Annotated in this window: 14 protein-coding genes and 1 pseudogene; 10 read left to right on the forward strand and 5 right to left on the reverse strand. The window is 51.1% G+C overall.

Annotation, left to right across the window (positions count from 1 at the left end; translation table 11 throughout):
- Nucleotides 1–131: 131 nt before the first annotated feature.
- Nucleotides 132–1,130 (forward strand): hypothetical protein, encoded by a 999-nt coding sequence (locus tag Q1A34_RS00595; RefSeq protein ID WP_300029301.1) that lies wholly within the window; start codon nucleotides 132–134, stop codon nucleotides 1,128–1,130.
- Here Q1A34_RS00595 and Q1A34_RS00600 read toward each other — a convergent pair.
- Both Q1A34_RS00600 and Q1A34_RS00605 read right to left on the reverse strand, forming a co-directional pair.
- Nucleotides 1,096–1,350: a hypothetical protein gene (locus Q1A34_RS00600; protein ID WP_300029303.1), complete on the reverse strand. Its 255-nt coding sequence runs from the start codon at nucleotides 1,348–1,350 to the stop codon at nucleotides 1,096–1,098. The genes Q1A34_RS00595 and Q1A34_RS00600 overlap by 35 nt on opposite strands.
- A 522-nt stretch (nucleotides 1,351–1,872) precedes the next feature.
- Complete coding sequence (locus Q1A34_RS00605) at nucleotides 1,873–2,922, reverse strand: hypothetical protein (RefSeq protein WP_300029305.1); 1,050 nt, start codon at nucleotides 2,920–2,922, stop codon at nucleotides 1,873–1,875.
- A 394-nt stretch (nucleotides 2,923–3,316) separates the two neighbouring features.
- Here Q1A34_RS00605 and Q1A34_RS00610 point away from each other — a divergent pair, with 394 nt between their 5' ends.
- The 4 genes from Q1A34_RS00610 to Q1A34_RS00625 are packed head-to-tail and all read left to right on the forward strand — an operon-like array spanning nucleotide 3,317 to nucleotide 8,363.
- Entirely contained in the window at nucleotides 3,317–4,615 is a 1,299-nt protein-coding gene (locus Q1A34_RS00610; protein WP_300029308.1) for a hypothetical protein, read from the forward strand.
- The gene (locus tag Q1A34_RS00615; RefSeq protein WP_300029310.1) at nucleotides 4,608–6,689 is read left to right on the forward strand and encodes a sensor histidine kinase; all 2,082 of its coding nucleotides are present in this window, start codon (nucleotides 4,608–4,610) and stop codon (nucleotides 6,687–6,689) included. The genes Q1A34_RS00610 and Q1A34_RS00615 overlap by 8 nt, the downstream gene beginning before the upstream one ends.
- The gene (locus tag Q1A34_RS00620) at nucleotides 6,689–7,372 is read left to right on the forward strand and encodes a hypothetical protein (protein WP_300029313.1); all 684 of its coding nucleotides are present in this window, start codon (nucleotides 6,689–6,691) and stop codon (nucleotides 7,370–7,372) included. The genes Q1A34_RS00615 and Q1A34_RS00620 overlap by 1 nt, the downstream gene beginning before the upstream one ends.
- The gene (locus tag Q1A34_RS00625; RefSeq protein ID WP_300029315.1) at nucleotides 7,356–8,363 is read left to right on the forward strand and encodes an MBL fold metallo-hydrolase; all 1,008 of its coding nucleotides are present in this window, start codon (nucleotides 7,356–7,358) and stop codon (nucleotides 8,361–8,363) included. Before Q1A34_RS00620 ends, Q1A34_RS00625 begins: the two co-directional genes overlap by 17 nt.
- A 542-nt stretch (nucleotides 8,364–8,905) precedes the next feature.
- On the opposite strand, the gene Q1A34_RS00630 is transcribed toward Q1A34_RS00625, so the two are convergent.
- The 3 genes and pseudogenes from Q1A34_RS00630 to Q1A34_RS00640 all read right to left on the reverse strand — a co-directional run bounded on the left by Q1A34_RS00630 (nucleotide 8,906) and on the right by Q1A34_RS00640 (nucleotide 9,692).
- Nucleotides 8,906–9,175: a hypothetical protein gene (locus Q1A34_RS00630; protein WP_300029318.1), complete on the reverse strand. Its 270-nt coding sequence runs from the start codon at nucleotides 9,173–9,175 to the stop codon at nucleotides 8,906–8,908.
- Nucleotides 9,172–9,327, reverse strand: a pseudogene (locus tag Q1A34_RS00635) (transposase domain-containing protein); the annotation flags it as partial. The pseudogene Q1A34_RS00635 and the gene Q1A34_RS00630, both read right to left, overlap by 4 nt.
- Nucleotides 9,318–9,692, reverse strand: a complete 375-nt coding sequence (locus tag Q1A34_RS00640; protein ID WP_300029321.1) for a transposase — start codon at nucleotides 9,690–9,692, stop codon at nucleotides 9,318–9,320. The pseudogene Q1A34_RS00635 and the gene Q1A34_RS00640, both read right to left, overlap by 10 nt.
- 555 nt (nucleotides 9,693–10,247) lie before the next feature.
- Here Q1A34_RS00640 and Q1A34_RS00645 point away from each other — a divergent pair.
- The 5 genes from Q1A34_RS00645 (at nucleotide 10,248) to Q1A34_RS00665 (ending at nucleotide 21,132) form a co-directional block, all read left to right on the forward strand.
- A complete protein-coding gene (locus Q1A34_RS00645) occupies nucleotides 10,248–10,751 on the forward strand; it encodes an antirestriction protein ArdA (RefSeq protein ID WP_300029324.1) in 504 nt (167 codons plus the stop codon).
- An 88-nt stretch (nucleotides 10,752–10,839) separates the two neighbouring features.
- A complete protein-coding gene (locus Q1A34_RS00650) occupies nucleotides 10,840–12,531 on the forward strand; it encodes a ParB/RepB/Spo0J family partition protein (RefSeq protein WP_300029327.1) in 1,692 nt (563 codons plus the stop codon).
- Between the two features lie 206 nt (nucleotides 12,532–12,737).
- On the forward strand, nucleotides 12,738–13,907 hold the full coding sequence (locus tag Q1A34_RS00655; RefSeq protein ID WP_300029330.1) for a hypothetical protein: 1,170 nt from the start codon (nucleotides 12,738–12,740) through the stop codon (nucleotides 13,905–13,907).
- A 782-nt stretch (nucleotides 13,908–14,689) separates the two neighbouring features.
- Nucleotides 14,690–15,139, forward strand: a complete 450-nt coding sequence (locus Q1A34_RS00660) for an ankyrin repeat domain-containing protein (RefSeq protein ID WP_300029332.1) — start codon at nucleotides 14,690–14,692, stop codon at nucleotides 15,137–15,139.
- A 17-nt stretch (nucleotides 15,140–15,156) separates the two neighbouring features.
- Nucleotides 15,157–21,132: a calcium-binding protein gene (locus Q1A34_RS00665; RefSeq protein ID WP_300029334.1), complete on the forward strand. Its 5,976-nt coding sequence runs from the start codon at nucleotides 15,157–15,159 to the stop codon at nucleotides 21,130–21,132.
- Nucleotides 21,133–21,359 lie beyond the last annotated feature (227 nt).

Genomic DNA, 21,359 nt, shown 5'->3' on the forward strand with positions numbered 1-21,359 from the left:
GGGAGCTAACGACGCTCACGTTGTTTTAGAAAACTCCAGCGATTTTTCGGAAAAGACGGAGTTTTCCGAAATTTCCTTGAAAGACCGCGGGTTTTCGGCCAACCTTCCGAAGAGGAAGGATTATGTTACGAGTGACTGAGGGAAAAGACAGCACAATCGCAGTCAGCACGATTGCTGACGCACTGGGGTTGACTCAAGAAGTCACCGTGGACAAAATGCTTGCCTTCAATGCATCTAAGCAACTCGAAATTCTTCCAGAAAAGCCACTGAACGAAAAGACGATCAGGAACGCACAGCGCGATGGCGTAAAACTTAGGCAGGAAGGCACGCGAGAATGGTTGCGCGCGTTTATGAGCTGGGTGATCGGTCAAACCACACATGGTAACAAGGATATCCGCGCAATTAGGGAAATACTTGCCGGACTGGAGGCGCTCAAAAAACCTGTAAAGGCCAAGGCGAAGAAGTTGAAACGTACAACAACAACTGAGTTGGATGCTTTCGCACGAGACATCGTCGATCACCAGAAGAAGTTCCCAGGACTTCAGGAAGATCGTTTTCGCCTTGCTGGGTACTACCGTCTCATTCGGAAGACTTCACAAAATGGACTGGTACACTACTACGAAGAACCCTTGTTTGTGGGCACGGAAGATCAGCGTTCTTGGCTGGCCTCTGCACGGCAAGGTGCGGCGTGGGGCTTTACCACCGTAACTTCTGGTATCTTGGTGTTGGTACTAAACCACAAAGACGCACGCACTAACTTTGGTTTCCGTGTGATAAAAATGGATTTTGCTAGAGGTAACCCTAACAGCGGCTACCCAGCGATCATGCTCCGAATTTCAGACAACTCTTCCGTACCTGCGGTCTCTAGGGTCGTGCTGACGAGAGTTGATGACGCAGATCCAGATATTGAGCGTTGGAACTCAACGATAACCGATGACGACAGAGCTTTCGACAATCACGAAATCGGGAGTATGGTTGATCGTATCGACGGAGATCATCCCATGCACTCGGCTTATGAACAGCTTGCCATCGGAGAGCACCTGACAATTGCGGAACCTGTCGAATGGGAAACTGCAGAAGCAGTCCTCAAGTCCATCAATGGGGAAAGAGCGTCTCGTCAAGATCGTTAAACGGGAACTCCAGTTCATCTCCCTGTGGGTCGCGTATAACGAAGCTGTAACCCTTTCTGGCCATAGCCATGAATGACGCTTGAAGCATTATAGCTTCGTTCAACGCATCGTTCGCAGAGTTGTGCCCTCTGCGCAGTGTGACCTGCAGCAACGCATTTGCCGCCGATTCATCAAAACTGGCCTCGATATCAAGAGTTTCCTCGTCTTGGGTGCTGCTCATGCTTAATCACCTAGTTTTTCTTTTGAGCGTAACATCTGCTAGTAGTTGCGTCTATATATAGTTGCATAGTCCGTGGGGTTATCGACATATTGCGTCGTACTCTATGGGTTTCCTCGTTTTTCTTCGTCTGGTTTCTTCGGAAATTTATCCGGACGTTTCAGAATTTGGCCTGCCTAATCACTACCGCACTAGGCTGACTCAGCAAAACTGGGTTTTGTCTGATGTGCGAATGCCAATTAATCTCAAGATTCGCATCGGACAACAGGCGGGTCGAAGTCGAAGGAATAACGTCGTTAAACGCCTTTGCGACGGCCAACACGTGGCCGTCCGAGAAACCTGCATCGTTACGGTAATCAGATCAAGCGCAGCATAGGGACGTGTCCGTTAGCGATGCTGCTTCAAGAACGGCCCAAACCGGACCTTGCCCTGAATTCAGCAACTGTAGTGTAGCTTCCTCAAAGCGGTCATTCATTGCGATCACCGACGCGGCAGCCCATGCTCAAAGAAGACAAACGAAAAAGGCTACTTGATATCGTAATCCTCCGACGCAATCCAAGAAATGCGCTCTTCAACGTAGTTCACAACTGAGCGGTAGCCCAAACCATAGCTTGATGAACCCCAATCCAAATCACTCTTCGCTTCGTTGGAGTGACAGAAGGCTTCCAGAGCAGCTACCAGCTCGTCGGGAGAAGGAGTTCGAGAATATGTTAGCAGCAATAGCCGCATTGCATACGCAATTGCCAAAAGAGCTCGCGCCAAAACTGGACGACCTTCGAAGTCAAACCCGTGAAAAAGGTTCGCAGCCTCCGCGAGGTCCTTTTGGAAGCCTTCATTCTCCCGATACAAAGCCTCGAACTCACCGTAGTTCATTGGGCGTTGAGCGTCTCGTTCATCAACAATGAGAGCATCGATCAACCGATCCAAATGCCCAATTACCAATCCTTGCCGGCAATACATGCCCGGATTCTGCTGAACTTTTTCTTTCCAATCTGGTACGTTTGGCGAGTAAGTAAGGTTGGGTTCGAGCGCCGCAAAAACGAAGTCATCTGTCAATGCATAGTAGGAAATTTTCAGCAGAAAGTACCGTGTCCGGATGTTCTCATCCAACTCGATATCAACAAACGTAGCAGATCTCTGTAGTAAGCGAAAAATGGCGATTGGCAGAAAAAGTCGGTAAATTGTTGATCGCAGGTAGTAACCGTCTCTAGCGAGCCAACTTCCTCCTTCCGGACCGAGGTGACCTTGTCGATGAGTGCGCACCAAGCTGCCTACGCGATAGTAACTCCCTTCAGCGGCCTCAAATAATTGAAATATCAGTGGTTCAACTTCACTATATAGGCGTTTTTTCGCCTCAAACTCATATGATCGCCGCGCGTCATCAATTGCGGCTTCCTTCGCAAGGTCGGCCTTAATGTGTTCGACGTCGGCAGTCAGTTCTGCCTTGAGCTTTTCCAACCGAGCTGAAGCGAAGGGATTCACAAATGCCACTAGTATAGCGATAAGTGCGCTGACCACCGCTGAAATTATTGTCACTTGGGCTGCAGGCGGCAGTACAAGAAACCATTTGATCATGCTGTCCATGTTTAAACTTAACATAACCTGTGCCTTTGCACAGATGCATGAATAATGAAACTGAACCTGCCCAACGGCCCTTTGCGGTCATTGCCAACGATGTCGCACGCGGCAGCGCGGCTTCCCTGAAGCGGACATTGAAAGCATACGCAGTATTTTGAGGGCATAGCCTGTGCCAACAACAAAAGTGCTGCTCAACACGCATTTAGAAGTTCCAATGAAGCTCTTCGACGGTGTCTTGGTCGTCCGGTTCTAGCAGGTGATTTGGCAATGGCTTCTTGGTTCCATATTTGCCAATTTTCGAGAGCCGGACGGCACAATCCTGAAACATGTGGTGTTGAAGCCCTTGCGCTGCTAGAAACTGGGCTAAAGTGAGTCAATCGGGCGCCGCAAGTTGTTGATCGAAAACAAAAATAAGAATAACGGAGAGAAGGCCCAGATATCCCTCAGGCAGTCTTCAACCTTCGGCGTTCCCACTGCCACCGGCGTAGACCTTTCAAATGTTTTGAACGGTGCACCATATGAACAGTTCAGAAAAGAAGTAGCTCTCGATATTCGACGCTCGCGCGGGACCTTTTTCACCGCACCCTTGTTGGCCGAACGCACTGCGCGGGAATTGATATCAAGAACAGGTATAACTTCGAAGGTAGTCGACCCGTGTGTTGGCATGGGCGACCTGTTGCTCGCCTATGCCCGGCACTTGCCCATCAGATCAAAAATTGAGGACACCTTAGCCGATTGGGGAGAAGTTCTGCACGGGATGGACGTTTGTGCAGACCTCGCGCTCACCGCTAGACTGCGACTGAAGGCTCTCGCTTTGTATCGGCATGGTCTGAGGCACAACAAGCTTAGGATCTTGGGAGAATTCCCCAACATCAAGGTTGGAGACTTCTTCGATAACGTTGAAACGCTAGCTGAATACCCAGCCATATTCATTAACCCACCGTTCCAGCAAGCACGAACCAAAGAACGATTGAGTTGGTCATCTGGGCAAGTGAGTATGGCCGCTGTGTTTCTAAGCAAACTGTTGGAGCACGTAAGTTCTTCGACTTCAGTTATGGCAATTCTACCTGAGGTTTTAAGGTGTGGGTCAAGGTACACCAAGTTTAGAGAGCACATTGCTTCGCTGGGGTTCGGTGGAAACTACACATCTCACGGTAGGTTTGATCAGCATGCAGACGTTGATGTTTTTTCAACTCTGCTGTCTCGCGATGAGTTTAGTGGAGTCTGGGCACCGGCAACTAGAAACCATGAACAACGCGTCATCTCTGACAAATTTGAAGTTCGTATCGGTACAGTCGTTCCGCACAGAGCCAAGAATAAAGGTGCATGGAGAAAGTACATTTGTGCAAAATCGGTCCCATTAGCAGCGGAAAGCTTTGAACCTCAAAGCTCCATACGGTTTACAGGAACCGTTTTTGACGCGCCTTTCATAGTACTTAGAAGAACCTCAGGGCCTTCTGACAAGCGGAGGTCAAAGCCCACAACAATTTTTTCTGACGGACCAGTAGCTGTCGAAAATCATTTGGTAGTACTACTGCCAAAAGATCGAGAAAACGGGCTATCGAATTGTCATGCTGCGTGTAGGGTATTGAGAAACGATAGAACTCAGAATTATTTGAATGCTCAAATGAGATGCCGACACCTAACCAAAGCGGTTGTTGAGAACATCCCTTGGAGCCACAATGACTGATCATCTTCGTTTCTCCCCTGATATACTTCAAAGACTAGGTGAAGAGCTAGTTCCTGACGTCGATCAAGGTATCATTGAGCTGGTTAAGAACGCCTACGACGCTGACGCGACCGAATGTGTCGTCTCTATTCTGTCTGAATCGGACATGCATAGTGAAGTTATTGTCACTGATAACGGTCACGGCATGACAAAAGAGAACATCCGCGAAGGGTGGTTGGTAATCGGCAAGTCATCTAAGTCCGAAACTGAGGTTACGACAAAGTTTCGCCGCGTGCCAGTGGGAGACAAAGGGCTGGGTCGCCTTGCTGCATTGCGCCTGGGACGAAGAGTGGAACTGACAACTGAAACTGGAGATCAAGCAAGCAAGCGATTCAAACTTCTCATGGATTGGGATGAATTCAGCTCCGCTGATGTCGTGGAGGAAGTCGACCTTGATATCCAAGAAGTCAGATCGACCGGTAGCGCCGGTACGGAAATCAGAATTTCAAGAATACCTAAAAAGCTTGCAAGAGGAGTGGTGACTAAACTCGCACGTAACTTGTTGCTACTGTCAGACCCATTTCGTTCAATCGGTGAGGAAACGTCGAGTGCAGACGCTCAAAACGGATTGCGAGACCCAGGTTTCAAAGCGTCGTTGGCCACTGACGAGTTCAAAGATCTCGAGCAAAAGGTCTCTCAGGCTTACTTTTCTGAGGCCGAGTACAGAATTCAGTGTCAACACAATGAAGATGGTACAGTATTTTTCCGCTTGCTTGACTGGAAGGGGTCAACTCTTAGTGAGAAACAGTCCGAGACCCGATACTCTGCGTTTCCTTTTTTGTTTGATCTTTGGGTCTTTGTGCTCGACCGGCGATCGTTCTCGAACCGAACAGCTTCATTTGGTGAGGTTCGTGAGTGGTTGAGCCATGTCGGCGGGGTGCATATCTATGAGGACGGAATTCGGGTGCCACCCTATGGATCTCCGGGCGATGACTGGCTGGAGTTAAACCTCAAGCGAGCACGCAGCCCAGAGCAGAGACCTTCAACAAATACCGCCATTGGGCGAGTTCACTTTAGCAATGTCGAACGGAGGATGACACAGAAGACTGACAGAGTAGGCTACATTGAAAATGAAGCTTTTCTCGAAATGAAGCGGTGTTGCAGCGATGCACTGGATTGGGCCGCAACTTATCTGGTTCGACAGCGCGACGAACGAAAGCAGGCCGAGCAAGCCGAACTTGAATTAAAAACAGAAAAAGCTGACACCAAGCTGAACAAAGTCCTAGCTGAATCTGTAAGTGTTGTTGATCGCGGTAAGGTCGAGAAGGCGATTGATCTTGTACTGAAAGAGCGCGGCGCAGAAGCTAAAGCGATAAGAGAGGACCTGCAGTTGTACCGATCTCTGGCTACGGCGGGCATGACTGCAACGGTTGTTGCGCATGAAATCGGACGCCCTCTAAATCTGATCGATCGTACATTGAAGGCTTTGATGCGACTTATTCCTGCAGAAAAGCACAAGGACGCCGAAAAAAGAGTTAACAGAATCGGAACAGCGACGCATCGGGTACAGAGTTTTGTGAAAATACCGATGTCCCTCCTGTCAAAAAGAAAACGCCGTACAGAGCGAGTTTCGGTAAATGATACCATTGACGGTTTTGCAAGGCTGTTGCTTCCAGTGTTAGAAGACTACAAGATCAAGCCGATCGTAGAGACGAAAGCGAGCTACTCTGACATTCGCGGAAGCGCATCACTAGTGGAAGGAGTGCTTCTCAATCTAACTCTAAACTCTATCAGCGCTTTCAATCGCGGCATTGAAGACGTGGATCAGCGACGCATATCAATTTCTACAAGTTACTCTGGCGAGAGCATTGAAGTTGTTTTTCAAGACAATGCCGGCGGTATCCAAGGAATAGATTTGCCGGATATTTGGCTTCCTGGCACTACGACAGATCCAAACGGCACTGGTTTTGGTCTGACCATCGTCAGAGATAGTATCAAGGATCTAGGTGGTACGGTGGCTGCTATCGAACGTACCGATTTCGGTGGCGCGAAATTCATAGCGACGCTGCCACCTCTTAGGGAGCTAGACACGTAATGCTCGATCTTTCTGCATTAACAACCGTGACCGTAGTTGACGACGATGCAGAGGATCGCAACGCATTGGTCGAAGACCTGGCGGACTTTGGCTTTGAAACAAGGGTTATTGAAGGAAAGTACGCTTCCAACATGGATCGGCTAGTAGCTGACATACACCAACTCCAGAGTGATTTTGTGATTTGTGATCATAAGCTGCAACCTCATCAGCTTGCATCATTCACAGGAGCAGAGCTGGTGGCTCGTTTATTTCAAGATAGGGTGCCATCAATGCTTTTGACGATGTTCAAATCACCTGCACGGGTCGACATACTCAAACACCGCGAGAGAATACCCGTAGTCGTCGGTCGAGATGAGTTTGATCAAGCGCATCTTCAAAAGTACTTGAATCTGTGTCGGTCCGAGTTTGATGGAAACCCGGTCCCAACCCGTAAACCACATCGGGTAATTGTTAGGGTTGAAGAGAAAAGACCGTTCGGAAAGTCCGACTTTGTTTGCGATGTGGTTATACCCTCATGGCGTCCCGGACATGCAATCACTGTACCTAAGGAGTGCTTCGCGAAGTACTTCTGGGGCTCGATCGCTCAGGGCGATAGGTTTCTTGGCAATGTGAATATTGAAGCTCCGGACGAAGACGAATTGTTCATTTCAGAACTGGAAGAACGCATTGACATCAACGACTGAGGCCGCATCGGTATATATCCTAGATGTTGGACACGGAAATAGCTCTATTGTCCGCAGCTCTGGAGAATGTGCTGTGGTCGATTCACCGCTTGGATCCTCTCTGAAGGACAGCCTAGACGAGCTTCAGATAACAAGACTAAAGGCGCTGATCGTCTCTCATTCCGATCGCGATCACATTGCCGGAATCTTGGCTGTACTGACGGATCCAAATATCTGTGTCGAACGGATTTACATAAATCCTGACAGCCCAAAACGTACCAAGATTTGGGGTGACTTGCTCGCTGCTCTGCGCGTTGCCGAACGTGAGGATAAGACCGAGATTGTGAACAGTCTGTCGGTTTCTACGCCGGGTAACATCTCCGTCGGAGACGTCAATTTGAAGGTCGTGGGCCCTGTTGCAAGTCTGGCCGTTGCTGGTGTTGGAGGACGAGACGAAAAGAACCGGCGCATAACATCAAATTCTTTGTCGTCAGTAATCAGGGTGGAAGGACCAAATGGTGCCACCGTATTGCTGGCTGGAGACGTTGATGCGACTGGCTTAGAGCCAATCCTTCATAATCCTAGCGCCTTATCCGCCGATGTCCTCGTTTATCCTCATCATGGCGGTTTTGCCGGGCCGGCCACAGCAGAGGATGCTTTCGTCAGCACTCTATTGAATGCATCCAAACCCAAGAGAGTAGTTTTCTCCAACGGTTTTGGAGTGCATGACAATCCGCGGCCACATGTGGTTGCCTCCGTAGTAAATTTTGGCTGTGCCGTTGCTTGCACACAGCTGTCAAATAGATGCTTCAATAAACCCCAAGGTCTGCCGGATGATCATTTGCTGACATCACTCTCTAAGGGGAGCTCTCGGGGAGTCAGTTGTGCTGGTACTATGTTGTTTGAGGTTGGGTCGGCGGTGACTGCGACGCAAGGCAACTCAGAGGGTCATGACGCATTTGTTTCTGATTTAGTACCAACCCCAATGTGCCGCATCGCAACAAACGGCTAGTATTTCACCTGATCGCTCACGGGTCGGAGCTGCTTTGCTCAACCACACTTCCTTGGGGCACCTAAGTCTGTCCTTTTAAACGTCTGCTCTGACCTGCTTATGTGACCGGAGTTTGCCCTTGCGGCGAAGGTCGGATCCCGCCCACCCCACTGAAAAACAATGCGTTTCTGGCGCAATTTGCTGGGGTGGAATGTGGGCTTGGTACATGGTCACGCCTTAGTCGGTTGGATCACGGCTTAGGCCAAATTGATTTTGACGGAGGTGCTAGAGCGCTTCGCCCCTTGGACCGTTGTACTGACTGTCCTCAGCGTTCCATTAAAAGTCAGCCCCTGCCATGTGCTTCTGGTGCGACCCGCTTTGCCGATGACTGGGATGTAGGAAGCGATCTACGGGCTGCATCAGCCCATCCGACATCGGACCCGAACCGCAGGCAATTGACGACAATTCTTTTGCGAGGAACGCGGATTATGCTCTGGTTGTTCATGGCTTTGTGTCTGTAAGTATTTGTTTAAGGTAAGCGTCCGGCGAACCTGTGTTTCGGTTCAGTTTTTGAAGTCGTCGTGCCACAGCCACCGCCATGCCGCCCAAACGGCGGCTGATAAGCAGGCAGCAAGCATCGTGTATTTTGCAACGAAGTGCGCCCAGTATGTTGCAGGTGTAACTGGTATCCAGTTCGTTCGATCTTCACGAAGCAGAAGGTAGTTTTGACCTGCTTCATTTTTAGTCTCGACGACAACTCCGCCGATCCAGAGATGCAAGACGATAGATGCGCCAAACAGAAGCCAATATCCGATTGCCAGGTTTCGGCTCATATCTTTTGCCTGTCGCTAGCTTTGGCATGCCAGATCCAAAGCATCAGTTCATCAATGCGGTTGATCTTATGGTCTGGCAGACGCTCCAGAACCCAGGTGAGCCAGGCTTCGGGATCAACGTCGTGCATCTTAGCCGTTTCGATCAGGGTGTAACAACCGCCATCAGTGACGTGGAGCCTTCAATCAGAATGCGACGCCCGTCCGAAAGTGTAATGTCCACCCGCGTGGCAGAAAGTTCGCAATTGGGAATTGCCGTGCAGGTGGTGGGCGCAGCAGGGAAATTAGGCGCAGTCACAGAAACTTCGAAAAATTCCGGAACCTCAATGTCATCCTCGGGCTCCGTCTCAGAGGACGCAAACCGTGGATCACGCAGCCATTTGTGGATCAGATTGGCATTCATCGAATACCGGCGGGCAACCTGCGCAACCGAAACACCGGGAGCCCGCGCCTGATTGCAAATCGAACGCTTCTCATTATCCGACCAGAACCGCTTCTTCTGGCCCTTCTTGCCCGCCACGGAGTGCCCCAAGATGTCCACTATCAATGGTGGACACTATCAGCGGATTCTCTGAAGCGTCAGAGCGGGCAAACCGGACGGATACTGTTTAAGTTATTCTTTTTGAGGTAGACTTCGAGGACGCCCCCTGTCGGGTCGGGCCCTTGTGAACCGAACCCGCGACAGAGCGCGGTTTCGGCCATGCGGCGACGGTCCCTGGCGCGAAGATCAGGTGCAGCGGCGCTGCCGCTGTTTCTTTTGGCAGCGCGTGCGGGGCGCACGCTTGGAACCTGACTTTCAGCTTACATCAAATACGGCGACGTCTCCGACTGTGGCGCAACAATTTTTACCCGTAAGATGTTTGTCCCAAAACGCTGGCGGTTTTGGAAACATCTAAACGGTCCCCCACAAAAATTTTTGCCCCATCCCCGCATGTTGATCGAGCCGTCCTGAGACGGACGCGCCCTTGGCGCGGCTCTTATCGTTGGTTTTTCAGGACGCTCGCCGCTGGGCAGAGGTTCAGGCGCGCCGTTTTGAAGACGGGGCGGAGAACCCGAAACAGAAAGCGACACCGACATGCCAAAATTATTTGCCCAACCTTATGATCTCTCAGCCACAGGCTTTTACTTTGACAGCACAGACAGCTTTGACGCGAGAGCCAACGCCCTGCGCAATGATCACGGTCAGCGCGTCGAAGAGTTTGAGATTCAGTTCATCGACGGCGATGAATTGGATTGCGCCCTCGCGGCGGCAATCGGTCTCAACCAAGCCAACTTTCCCCGCTATTTCGAATGTTGTGCAGCTTGGGAAGACTGGCAAAAAACCCATGTCATCATTTCTGTCGGGGAATGCGGCTATGCCTTCGATCCCGAGCGCGATCCAAGCGATTATGACATTGATATCTACCACGTGGACAGCCTGCGCGCCTTGGCCGAGCAGATGGTCGATGAGGGCATTCTCGGAGATATCCCAGACAACATACGCCCGTATTTCGACTATGACGCCTTCGCCCGTGATCTGAGCGTTGAATATTCCGAAATCACCATCGCGGGTGACCGCATGGTGTACCGCGCCTCCTGAGCAGGAGCGCGCCCCCAAATCGCTGTCATGGCGGCGGTTTAGGAGTGCGCTTTTGCACTGAACCACTTTCAACCACAGGAGACCTCCCATGGAATTACAACATATCAAACTGTCCGATCTGACCCCCGCATCCCTGAATGTGCGCAAACGCGGCGGCAAGAACATTGCTGACCTTTTGCCCAGCTTGCGTGCCCACGGGCTTTTGCAACCGCTTCTGGTGCGCTCGAAAGACGAAGGCTTTGAAATCGTCGCAGGGCAGCGCCGTTATCACGCGCTCTGCGCTCTGGCGGAAGAGCAGGACAACGCCGAAGACGTGCCCTGTCTGGTGATGGCACAGGGAGATGATGCAAAAGCCATTGAAGCCTCTCTTGCGGAGAATGTTGCCCGTCTGCCGATGGATGAGATCGACCAGTACAGAGCCTTTGCTGCACTGGTCAGACAGGGGCAGATGCCTGCCGAAATTGCCAGCCAGTTCGGTGTCACCGAACGGCTGGTGACCCAGCGGCTGGCTATCGCCAATATTCTCAGCCCCATCCTGACTGCCTATCGTGAGGACAAAATACACCCTGAAACCCTGCGCATTCTGACGATGGCAACCAAAAAACAGCAACGCGCATGGTTGAAACTTCTCAAGAGCAAAGACGACCATGCGCCCGAAGGACACCGCCTGAAAGCATGGCTGTTTGGCGGAGCAGGCATCGCCACGACCAACGCCCTGTTTGATCTGGCAGACTACAAAGGCGCGATTGTCTCTGACCTCTTTGGCGAGGACAGCTACTTTGGAGACAGTGAGGCTTTCTGGGCGATGCAGAACACAGCGATTGCGGCGGCGAAAGAGGCCTGCCTTGCCGATGGCTGGTCGGATGTCATTGTGCTGGAGGTAGGCGAATACTTCCCCTCATGGGACTATGTCGATGCTGCCAAAGAGGATGGCGGCAAGGTCTATGTGGAGATCGCGCAATGCGGCGAAGTAACGTTCCACGAAGGGCACCTGTCACGCAAGGAGATCAACGCGCGTGACAGCAAGAGCGGAGATGTGCCCAAAATCGCCAAACCCGAGGTGACACAGGCGATGCAGACCTATCTCGGGCTGCACAAACACGCCGCTGTGCGCCAGAGTCTGACCGCGCATCAGGGCATTGCCCTGCGTCTTGCCACTGCCCAGATCATCGCAGGCTCAGCCCTCTGGCAGTGCCATGCCGATCCGCAAAAGGCGGCAAGGGAAGGCATTGCCGAAAGCCTGTCACAAAACCCCGCGCAAGTCAGTTTCGCCGAGCAACGGGCGGAGATTGCGGCGCTGCTTGGCCTCTCACTGGCCGCAGATCAGACGCTTGTGCCGCGCAAACACGATTACGGGGCACGTCGCGATCTTGAGGGTCTGATGAAAACCCTGCGCGACCTGTCAGACGAGGACGTAATGCGCATCCTGACATTTGTCGTGGCAGAAACCTTGCCCGCGCAGTCCGTGATGGTTGAAACCCTTGGCGCGGAAATGGAGACCGATATGACCTCCGTCTGGTCACCTGACCCAACCTTCTTTGATCTGATGCGTGACAAAACCGCCCTCAATGCCATGGTCGCTGAAGTGGCAGGTGAAGAGGTTGCCGCCGCCCACATCACTTCGACCGCCAGGGTGCAGAAATCTGTCATTCAGGCCTGCCTTGATGGCACCCGCCAGGCAAAGGTCAAAGACTGGTCACCGCGCTATATGCAGTTTCCGATGCAAAGCTATAAACGCAATGACGTCGAAGAAACCAAAACTCGCATGGCCGCAGAATGACATCAACAGATCATGCGCCCGTTATGCCGGGCGCATGATACTCCGCAGCGTCAGAAAAATCGCGCGCGGGCACCCCAGCCGGGGATGCCCGCGCGCTCTTATGCGTGGAAGTTGTTGCAGGGACTTTCGCGGCGAACACAAAACCGTATGGGCATAAAGATCAACTCCGCGTTGCCCGACAGCACCGATCCGTCTACTAAAACACAATGACAAAAACAGCTTTTTTTGTGACTGAACTTGGTGGTGGCCTCGGCCATTTTTCTCGCCTGAACGCGATGGCGTCGATTGCTCGGGAAATGGGTTTTCGAACAGTGCTGGTGTATTGCTCAAGGGATTTACCTGACCATCTTGTGTCAGGCTGGAGTTTTGACAGTGTGTTGCGGGGACCCGATTTTCCACGTCTTGTTAAATCACCGGATATGCTGAACGTGGGTGGCCTTGCGGGCAATCTGGCCCGTGTGGGTTTGGTTGATAGCGAAACAATCACATCGGTGGTGTCTGGTTGGCACACACTGTTCAGAGAGGAAAATCCTTCTGTCGTTGTAGGTGATTTTTCACCTTACGCTCGGATATCCTCTTTGGGACGATTGCCTTTTGTTATGGTCGGCAGTGGGTACACGTTGCCCACATCCAATGGCCTGCTTCCATTCGAATTGCAGCCCAAAAAACGAGACCCGAAACAGGTCGTAGAACGAATAGTCAGTCAAGTGAACGACGCTCTTCGGAATATGGGTTCTGGGGATATCGAAAACGCTGGTCAGTGTCTTCGTGGCGATCAAAATCTTGTTGCCTGTCTGCCCTTTCTTGATCCAGCAGCGAACCGAGATGTGTCGGAATATGTTGGGCCTATGGAAGCGCTTCCTAAAGGGACCGGTACTTCGACGGATGGGTTAAATATCTATGGCTATTTTCACAATTTGACGCCGCTTGACCAGGCGGTTCTTCGAAACCTTTTGAGCCTGGGTTGTAAAGTCGACCTTTTTTGCGATGCGGACAGAACATCGGGGGCGGAAGGAGTAACGGTTCTGGATAGTCCACAAACGCCAACAGAGATCATTCAGAATTATCAAATGGTGACTCATCAGGCTGGGCTTGGTCTTTCCACAATGGCGCTCTTAGCTGGCATTCCACAGCTTTTATCACCTAAGCATACCGAGGGTCATATGACGGCATTGCGCCTGCAGGAAAAAGGAGTTGGTTATGTCGTCAGTGACGAAGTGACCGCCAGTCGGCCAGGCATTGGTGCTCACATCAAAGCGCTGAATACGCCTAAGACGATAAAAAACATAAGGGAAACGGCTATCTCCGCACGGGGTTGGGTGGCTGCCATAGACTGCAGAGGCAGGGTTTTCAGCGCACTGAATGAGTTGAGTTGAGCCGATTCGCGTCGTCGTCGGTTTTTAATATGTACAAAATGTCAGCCGCAACGTCGGGAAAGCTGTAAAAGCGTATTTCGGATCGGTGCTCTCCGACGCTGCAAGAAATCATATTGGCGTGGATCGCACAACTTCCGGCTGCAATGTAACTACATGCAAAACGCTTGGTTCGGGCATTAAACCCGTTGAAACCTCCAAGATATAGAAAGGCGTTGAGTTCTGTGTCGGGTATCCGTATTTGGTATTCAGGACGGCACCGCAGCAACAAGTGGTACCATGTGCCATATTTGAGGTAGCGGTCTCAAAAGCGCCAGCATCTGCCCTGATTGAACGCCGCGTCGAAAACTTTGCCTCTACCAGCGAACTTTCTTTGACAAAGAAGCAACAAGCGCGAGAGGAACGTTAACCAAATTTGCACAAACGGCTGTTCCCTTGGTCGAATAGTGTCTAACCAGAGAGTATGCCTAAAGGTTTATTAAAATGTGCAAGTTTGCCTTCCGAAAGACTTTTTCGTGTTGACGTTGGCTTGGATAGTTATAACCTCCGGTAGAAATCGGCAAACATTTGGGGCCAATTCGCTCCAACACAGGCGAGTACAATCACCTTATTGGCGTACATGACGTTAATTGAACTTGGTGTCCACGACGATGTCTGGTTAAGGCCTTTGCGCCATGATCGCTATTCTTGCGGCTCTGGCTGGCTTCGTGGTTTGGTAAGGTTTTTTGCCAAAATTGACCCAAGGCAATCCTTCCTTCCGACAATTTAACAAGGAGATGTTTTGAATGACGCTGCGGTTAACTCTGATACTTATGGCCCTTGCTACTAGTTCTTGTCGTGCCGATGGCCTTCATTTAGCAGAGGCATTTGCAACGAAATCGAGTTTAGAATTGAGCCAGTTCCTAAAAGACTATTCTCGATCTGAAATTTCTAGGTATAGATATGGAAACAATCAAAACGTTGTGCATGCTGCTACTGTAAATCGTGAAAATACGGATGCTGTTAAACAGGCGGTGCTATATGGTGCCGACGTAAACCATCAGGACGAAGAAGGTCGCACTCCATTGCATTACGCGATTGATCTGGATGATCTCGCAAAGGCGAAATCTCTGATGGAGCTTGGAGCAGCGACGACTATTGAAAACGCATCGGGTTTTTCAGCAATTTCATTTTGTGCGGTAGTACTGCGAGATCAACCTCGTCACAAAACCTGCAGTTTCGTAGTTGTGAATTAAACAGGAGTATTTGAGACATGGCTGCCTTCAACCTAAATAATTTGCCTTCCGAAAAAATTGTTGAACTCTCAGCGTTGGCTAGAGCTTCATATGGAAACGAGTTGCCGCCTCCTGGTTGGACAACCCTTACGGGTAGCGCGTTAGGGTTCGTTGAGGGTTCCAATACTGGAACATATGCGGGGGATACCTTTCAGGGAAGCTCGAATTGGGCTGGTGCGCCTGCCGCTCGAGTCTACAAGAAGGGCACTGAAATCACAATTTCATTCCGTGGTACAGACAGTATAGCTGACTATTCACAGTATCCCGATATTCTGAGCAACAACTACATCAACGCTTTCACTTCGTTTTTGGATTCCGTGGCAGAGTATATGGCGAATGAAGTAAATGGCATAAGTAAAGTGAATGTGGTTGGGCATAGTTTGGGCGCAGCTGCTGCGAACATCTTGAGAAACTTATCCGCAACCCAGAATGATGGGGCGTTTGATAATGCAACTTATCTGACTATCGCAACGCCGAAGGTCTCGACCAATCCTGATATTCTAAATATTGGTTTTGAAAACGACTGGGTATTCAAAGCAATCCCAAGAAATTCACCCTTTTCTCCAGATATTTTTTCGTCAACTACTGACAACATCATTTATTACGATGATGAATATGCCGCTTCAAATTGGCCTGGTAGTTTGTTTGATTTTACTGACGTTTCGGCACACGGTCGAGGCCTTTATGTTGAATCGATAGGGCGAATTACTAGTTCCGTATTTTACGAGGAAATGGATCGAGATAGTACAATTATTGTCGTTGCTACGGATGCTCAAGTTTCGAACAAAGATACGTCAACTTCCGATCATTTTGGAAGCGATGCATTCTTTGTGGGGCGCGACGCGGACGACGATATCTTGGGTGGCAATGGCATAGACAAAATCGACGCTGCTGGTGGAAATGACATACTGCGCGGTGCAGCTGGAGACGACATACTTCGCGGCGGAAACGGCGACGACGAATTGTACGATGAGGCAGGGTTCGATCTGCTGTTCGGCGGTGATGACGATGATGTTGTTTACACTCTGAGAGACCTTGGTCCCGACAGTCAGAGTTACGATTACGACAGCGAGCCCCCCGAAACCGGATTCCTGACGGATGTCTATGATGGTGGAAAGGGTGAGGACACTCTTGAGATTGTTGAGTTCAATGAGGTTCGCGCAGGACTTGTTGATGGGGAACTGGCATTCGCACTCGGAAGCGCTGAGATTGGTGCGGTAGATCTTGCATTTAATTTCGAAGTTCTGAACAACGCTGAGATTATTGACTTTACGGCATTGGATGGTGGCTTCACTTACGACGGGGTCCAGTCAACGGTCTCCGCGGCAGGAAGTACGGTTAAGCTGAATAACCACGGCAGTATCACTGGCAGCGAAGACACAGATATCTTCAATTTGGGAAGTAACCCGGTCACGATTAACGGAGGCGGTGGTGACGACACCTTCATAGGCGGCGACGGTTCAGTTCTGCGGGGTGGAAACGGTGCCGACACCTTTTTCGGTGGTTTGGGCGCTGTAATAGACGGTGGTTCCGGCAACGACGTAATCACAAGCGGAGGCGGTGGGTCAACGCTCTCCGGGGGAACAGGAGCTGACACGATTTCAGCTCTGTCCGGAGATGCCCTGTCTGGCGACGCAGAAGACACGCTGACCTTGGAAGGTATTCAGATTTCCGGTGATGATGTGATGTTCGGAATGGACGGGTCCTATCGACTGAATTCTGGCGGCGACAACTCACCAGATGTCGATGCTCTGCTCAGCAAATCCTTTGCCATTATGGTGCGCCCGGCGGCATTCCAGTTTGGTTTTGACGGAACCCAGGCGAGTATCATCTGGGAAGGGTTTGTAATTCTGAATCCTGATCTGAATGTGCACTTCAGCCAAGGTGGATATTTCCAAGAAAACACTGCAGACGCGACCATTGTCTTTAAGATGGGAGACTTCGGGATAAACGGCGGCGGGCTCGTGAGCGACCGCAACCTTGACACGTTCCAGTTTACCTCTGGTGACCAGACCGTCGTTTCAGGCAGTTTGCCGGTGGGCACGATAACCGGTACTGTTTTTGACGACACCGAGGAAGAGTTTAACGGAACTTTTGAACAATATGCCGGCTTCGAAAGCAGCGAACTTGCAAGTTACTACGAACAAAGAAGTCAGATTTCAGCACCATCTCAAGGTAACCTGGATCTTTCTTCAGCTTCCGGCGCGACAACCATAAGCAACTTTGATTTTGAAACCACATCAGTTTCACTCGACGGCACACCTCTCGACATCAACAACCTTCCGACTCCGGTTTCCGCATCTCAGCAGGGTGCAGACGTCCAGATTGCCTTCGGTTCTGGCAGTTTTGCCACTTTTGTAAATACTGATCTGGCCGCCTGGCAATCGGCTGCAACCGACGATGTTTTCGGAACAGACGGGTCGGACGTTCTATCAGCAGGAGACGGTGACAACCTGATCAGTTCTGGCTCTGGTAACGACACGGTTGATGCCGGTGCCGGGAATGACAGCATCATCTACACAGCAGGGAATGACAGCCTCTCCAGTGGTAACACCGGAAACGACATTCTTGATCTGACGCAGTTTCAGGATGATGATGTCAGTTTTCGGGTCTCCGGGAGCGACGTGATTATTGCCACGCCTGCCGGAGAAATCACACTGGTCGATCAGGTGGCTGACCCGTTGGGTTCGGTAAATTCAAACATTGAGACGGTCTTTTTCAGCAACGCGTCGCTGGATGAAGCGGCGATCAGGCAGCGATCTCTGCGTGATCAGACCACTGCCGGAGATGACGTTGTGGACGGCACGGCCTATGACGATCAGATCGTGGGAACTGGCGGGAACGATACGATTTTTGCCGGGGACGGCAATGATCTCATTTCTTACCTGTCCGGCGACGATGTGATCAGCGAGATGAACGCAGGATCGGATACACTGGACCTTAGCCAGTTTGTAGCTGAGCAGGTTATCTTCCGCGAGGTCGGTGACGACGTGCTGATTGAAACGCCGGTTGGAACGATAAGACTTGAAAACCAGTTACTGCATGCCGTTGGCAGCCCTCTTTCGAACATTGAAACGGTGTTGTTTGATGGATCAACGTTGGACGAGACAGGCATCAGAGACAAAATTGCAACTGACCTGCTTCTGGAAACAGATCTCGTTCTTAATGGTGACGAGAATGACAACTTACTGTCGGGGGCTGCCGGGGATGATGTTCTGAACGGTGGCGCCGGTAATGACGAGCTGAATGGCGGAAATGGTGATGACATACTGAACGGTGGTTCAGGTGCAGACACCATAGACGGTGGCTCCGGTTCTGACACGGCAAGCTATGAAGGTGCGACCAGCGCCATAACCGTGAGCCTTGCGACCGGATCGGGCACGTTGGGAGATGCGCTCGGAGACACACTGACCGGCGTCGAAAACCTCATCGGCAGCGCGTTTGCAGACAATCTGAGCGGTAATTCTGGTGCCAATTCTCTTGCGGGAGCTGGGGGCGACGACACTCTGAACGGGGGCGATGGCGCTGATACGCTTGAAGGCGGGCTTGGAAACGACGCACTGAACGGGGGCGAAGACAGCGACACCTATGTCTACAGATCTGGCGACGGTAGTGACACGATCTTTGACAGGGCCAACAGCAATCAATCCGCAGTGGATGTGTTTCGTTTCGCTGATCTCAACGCGGATCAGGTGAGCTTCTCTCACGTTCGGGATGACATGCGAAACCTGATAATGACCACGGATGCCGGTGATGCGATTACCTGGGAATACCACTTCCTCGATCACCAGAAGAACGCGGTTGAGCAGATCATTTTCGCGGACGGAACAACACTGAATCAGCAGCAAATCCGGGACAAAAGTGTTCAGGATATGAAAGTGGCGACAGCCTATGCAGTCGGCACGGATCTGGCCGAGAACTATGTGCATACGGCAGGTGACGGCAGCTATCGGATCTACGACCGTGACGACTACTTCGCTACGGCAACGGACACGTTCACGTTCGCTGATCTCAACATTGATCAGGTCACATTTGCGCACAACAGAAATGACAAAGAAAAGCTGGTAATGACCACGGATGCCGGCGAAGTCATCACATGGGAGTGGCATTTCCTCGATCACCAGAAGAATGCGGCTGAGCAGATTGTTTTCGCAGACGGCACAACACTGAATCAGCAGCAAATCCGGGACAAAAGTGTTCAGGATATGAAAGTGGGGACAGCCTATGCAGTCGGCACGGATCTGGCCGAGAACTATGTGCACACAACGGGCGATGGCAGCTATCGGGTCTACGACCGTGACGACTACTTCGCTACGGCAACGGACACGTTCACGTTCGCTGATCTCAACATTGATCAGGTCACATTTGCGCACAACAGAAATGACAAAGAAAAGCTGGTAATGACCACGGATGCCGGCGAAGTCATCACATGGGAGTGGCATTTCCTCGATCACCAGAAGAATGCGGCTGAGCAGATTGTTTTCGCAGACGGCACAACACTGAATCAGCAGCAAATCCGGGACAAAAGTGTTCAGGATATGAAAGTGGCGGCGGCCTATGCAGTCGGCACGGACCTGGCCGAGAACTATGTGCATACGGCAGGTGACGGCAGCTATCGGATCTACGACCGTGACGACTACTTCGCGTCATCCACAGATACCTTTAACTTTGCGGACCTCAACTCGGATCAGGTCTGGTTTTCGAATGCAGGCGGCGACGACAATAACCTCGTAATGAAAACCTCTTCAGGCGAAACGATCACCTGGCAGTACCACTTCTTGGATCATGAGAAGAACGCGGTCGAGCAAATCATGTTTGCAGACGGAGTTTCGCTGAACCTGAATACGATTAAGGCCAAGGCTCTCATAGGCAGCAATACCTCAGATCGCCTTATCGGTTTTGACACCAACGACACGATGTCCGGAAATGATGGCGACGACTATGTCTTCGGCAGCAGCGGAAACGACGTTATTTTGGGTGGCGCTGGCAACGATGAATTACGCGGTGGTACAGGAGATGACATTCATCACGGTGGCGAAGGTGATGATGAGATCATCGCATGGACAGGCAATGACGTATTAAACGGGGACGCCGGAGACGATTATCTGGACGGTGGCGAAGGCAACGACGACAGTTATGGCGGGGCCGGAAACGACTACATTCTCGGAACCGCTGGCGACGACTACTTTGATGGCGGCTCCGGCACAGATACGTTGGATTTCACTTATACAGGGACAGGAGTCACTTACGATCTTTCTTTGGGAACCATTACATTCGCGCATGGTTTCGTTGAGTACTTCACCGGCTTTGAAAACATACTGACAGGTTCAGGAAACTCTACGGTTTATGGAGATGCCGCCAACAATGAATTCACCGGTGGCGCCGGGAATGACATACTCCATGGTGGTGACGGCAACGACATTCTCAATGGTCTTGGCGGCAATGACATGCAGTATGGTGGGGCCGGCGACGACTTGTTGATCGCTAACTTCGGAGCGGATTTCTTCGATGGTGGTACCGGCTTTGATACACTTGATTTCCGGTTCTACCAATTCAGCGCAACTTTCGATCTCGCGAACGAAGTAGTGAATCTCGAAAGTGGGAACACTGAAACTGTCGCCAGCATTGAAAATGTCATTGCCAGCATTGGCAATGACACGCTTCTCGGTACAGATGTCTCTAATATCCTGACCGGTGGGCAGGGTAATGACATCCTGACTGGTGGCGCTGACGCTGACACCTTCGTGTTCATGACCGGTGACGGCAACGACACGATCACGGACTTTGTAACCGGCGTGGACTTAATACATTTCGAAGGCACGGGTCTTGGCTTCGCTGAACTCACCATTACTGAAAACCAGGGAGACGCTGTGGTTGACTATGGTGGAGATCAAATTGTCCTGACTGGCATCACGGGCTCTTCTCTGACTTCTGATAGTTTCACTTTCGTCTAAACTGCCAGCGCACGCCCTTACCGGGCGTGCCTGTCTCTTTTTTGACCGGGCTGCAGGAATGGCAGATGTGACCTAAACCAAACACTCCTCCCGGAAGCACAATATCATTTGGTGCCCCACGTGGATGACGAGCGTTCAAATTGACCTGTTAACTTGCGTGCTGCGCGTCCGCGATACGTGTGACCTTTCTTCCTGATCTCATCCCAATGATCCGCTCGTGACTTAAT

The organism is uncultured Roseobacter sp., assembly GCF_947491795.1.
In the GTDB taxonomy this organism is placed as follows: Bacteria; Pseudomonadota; Alphaproteobacteria; order Rhodobacterales; family Rhodobacteraceae; genus Roseobacter.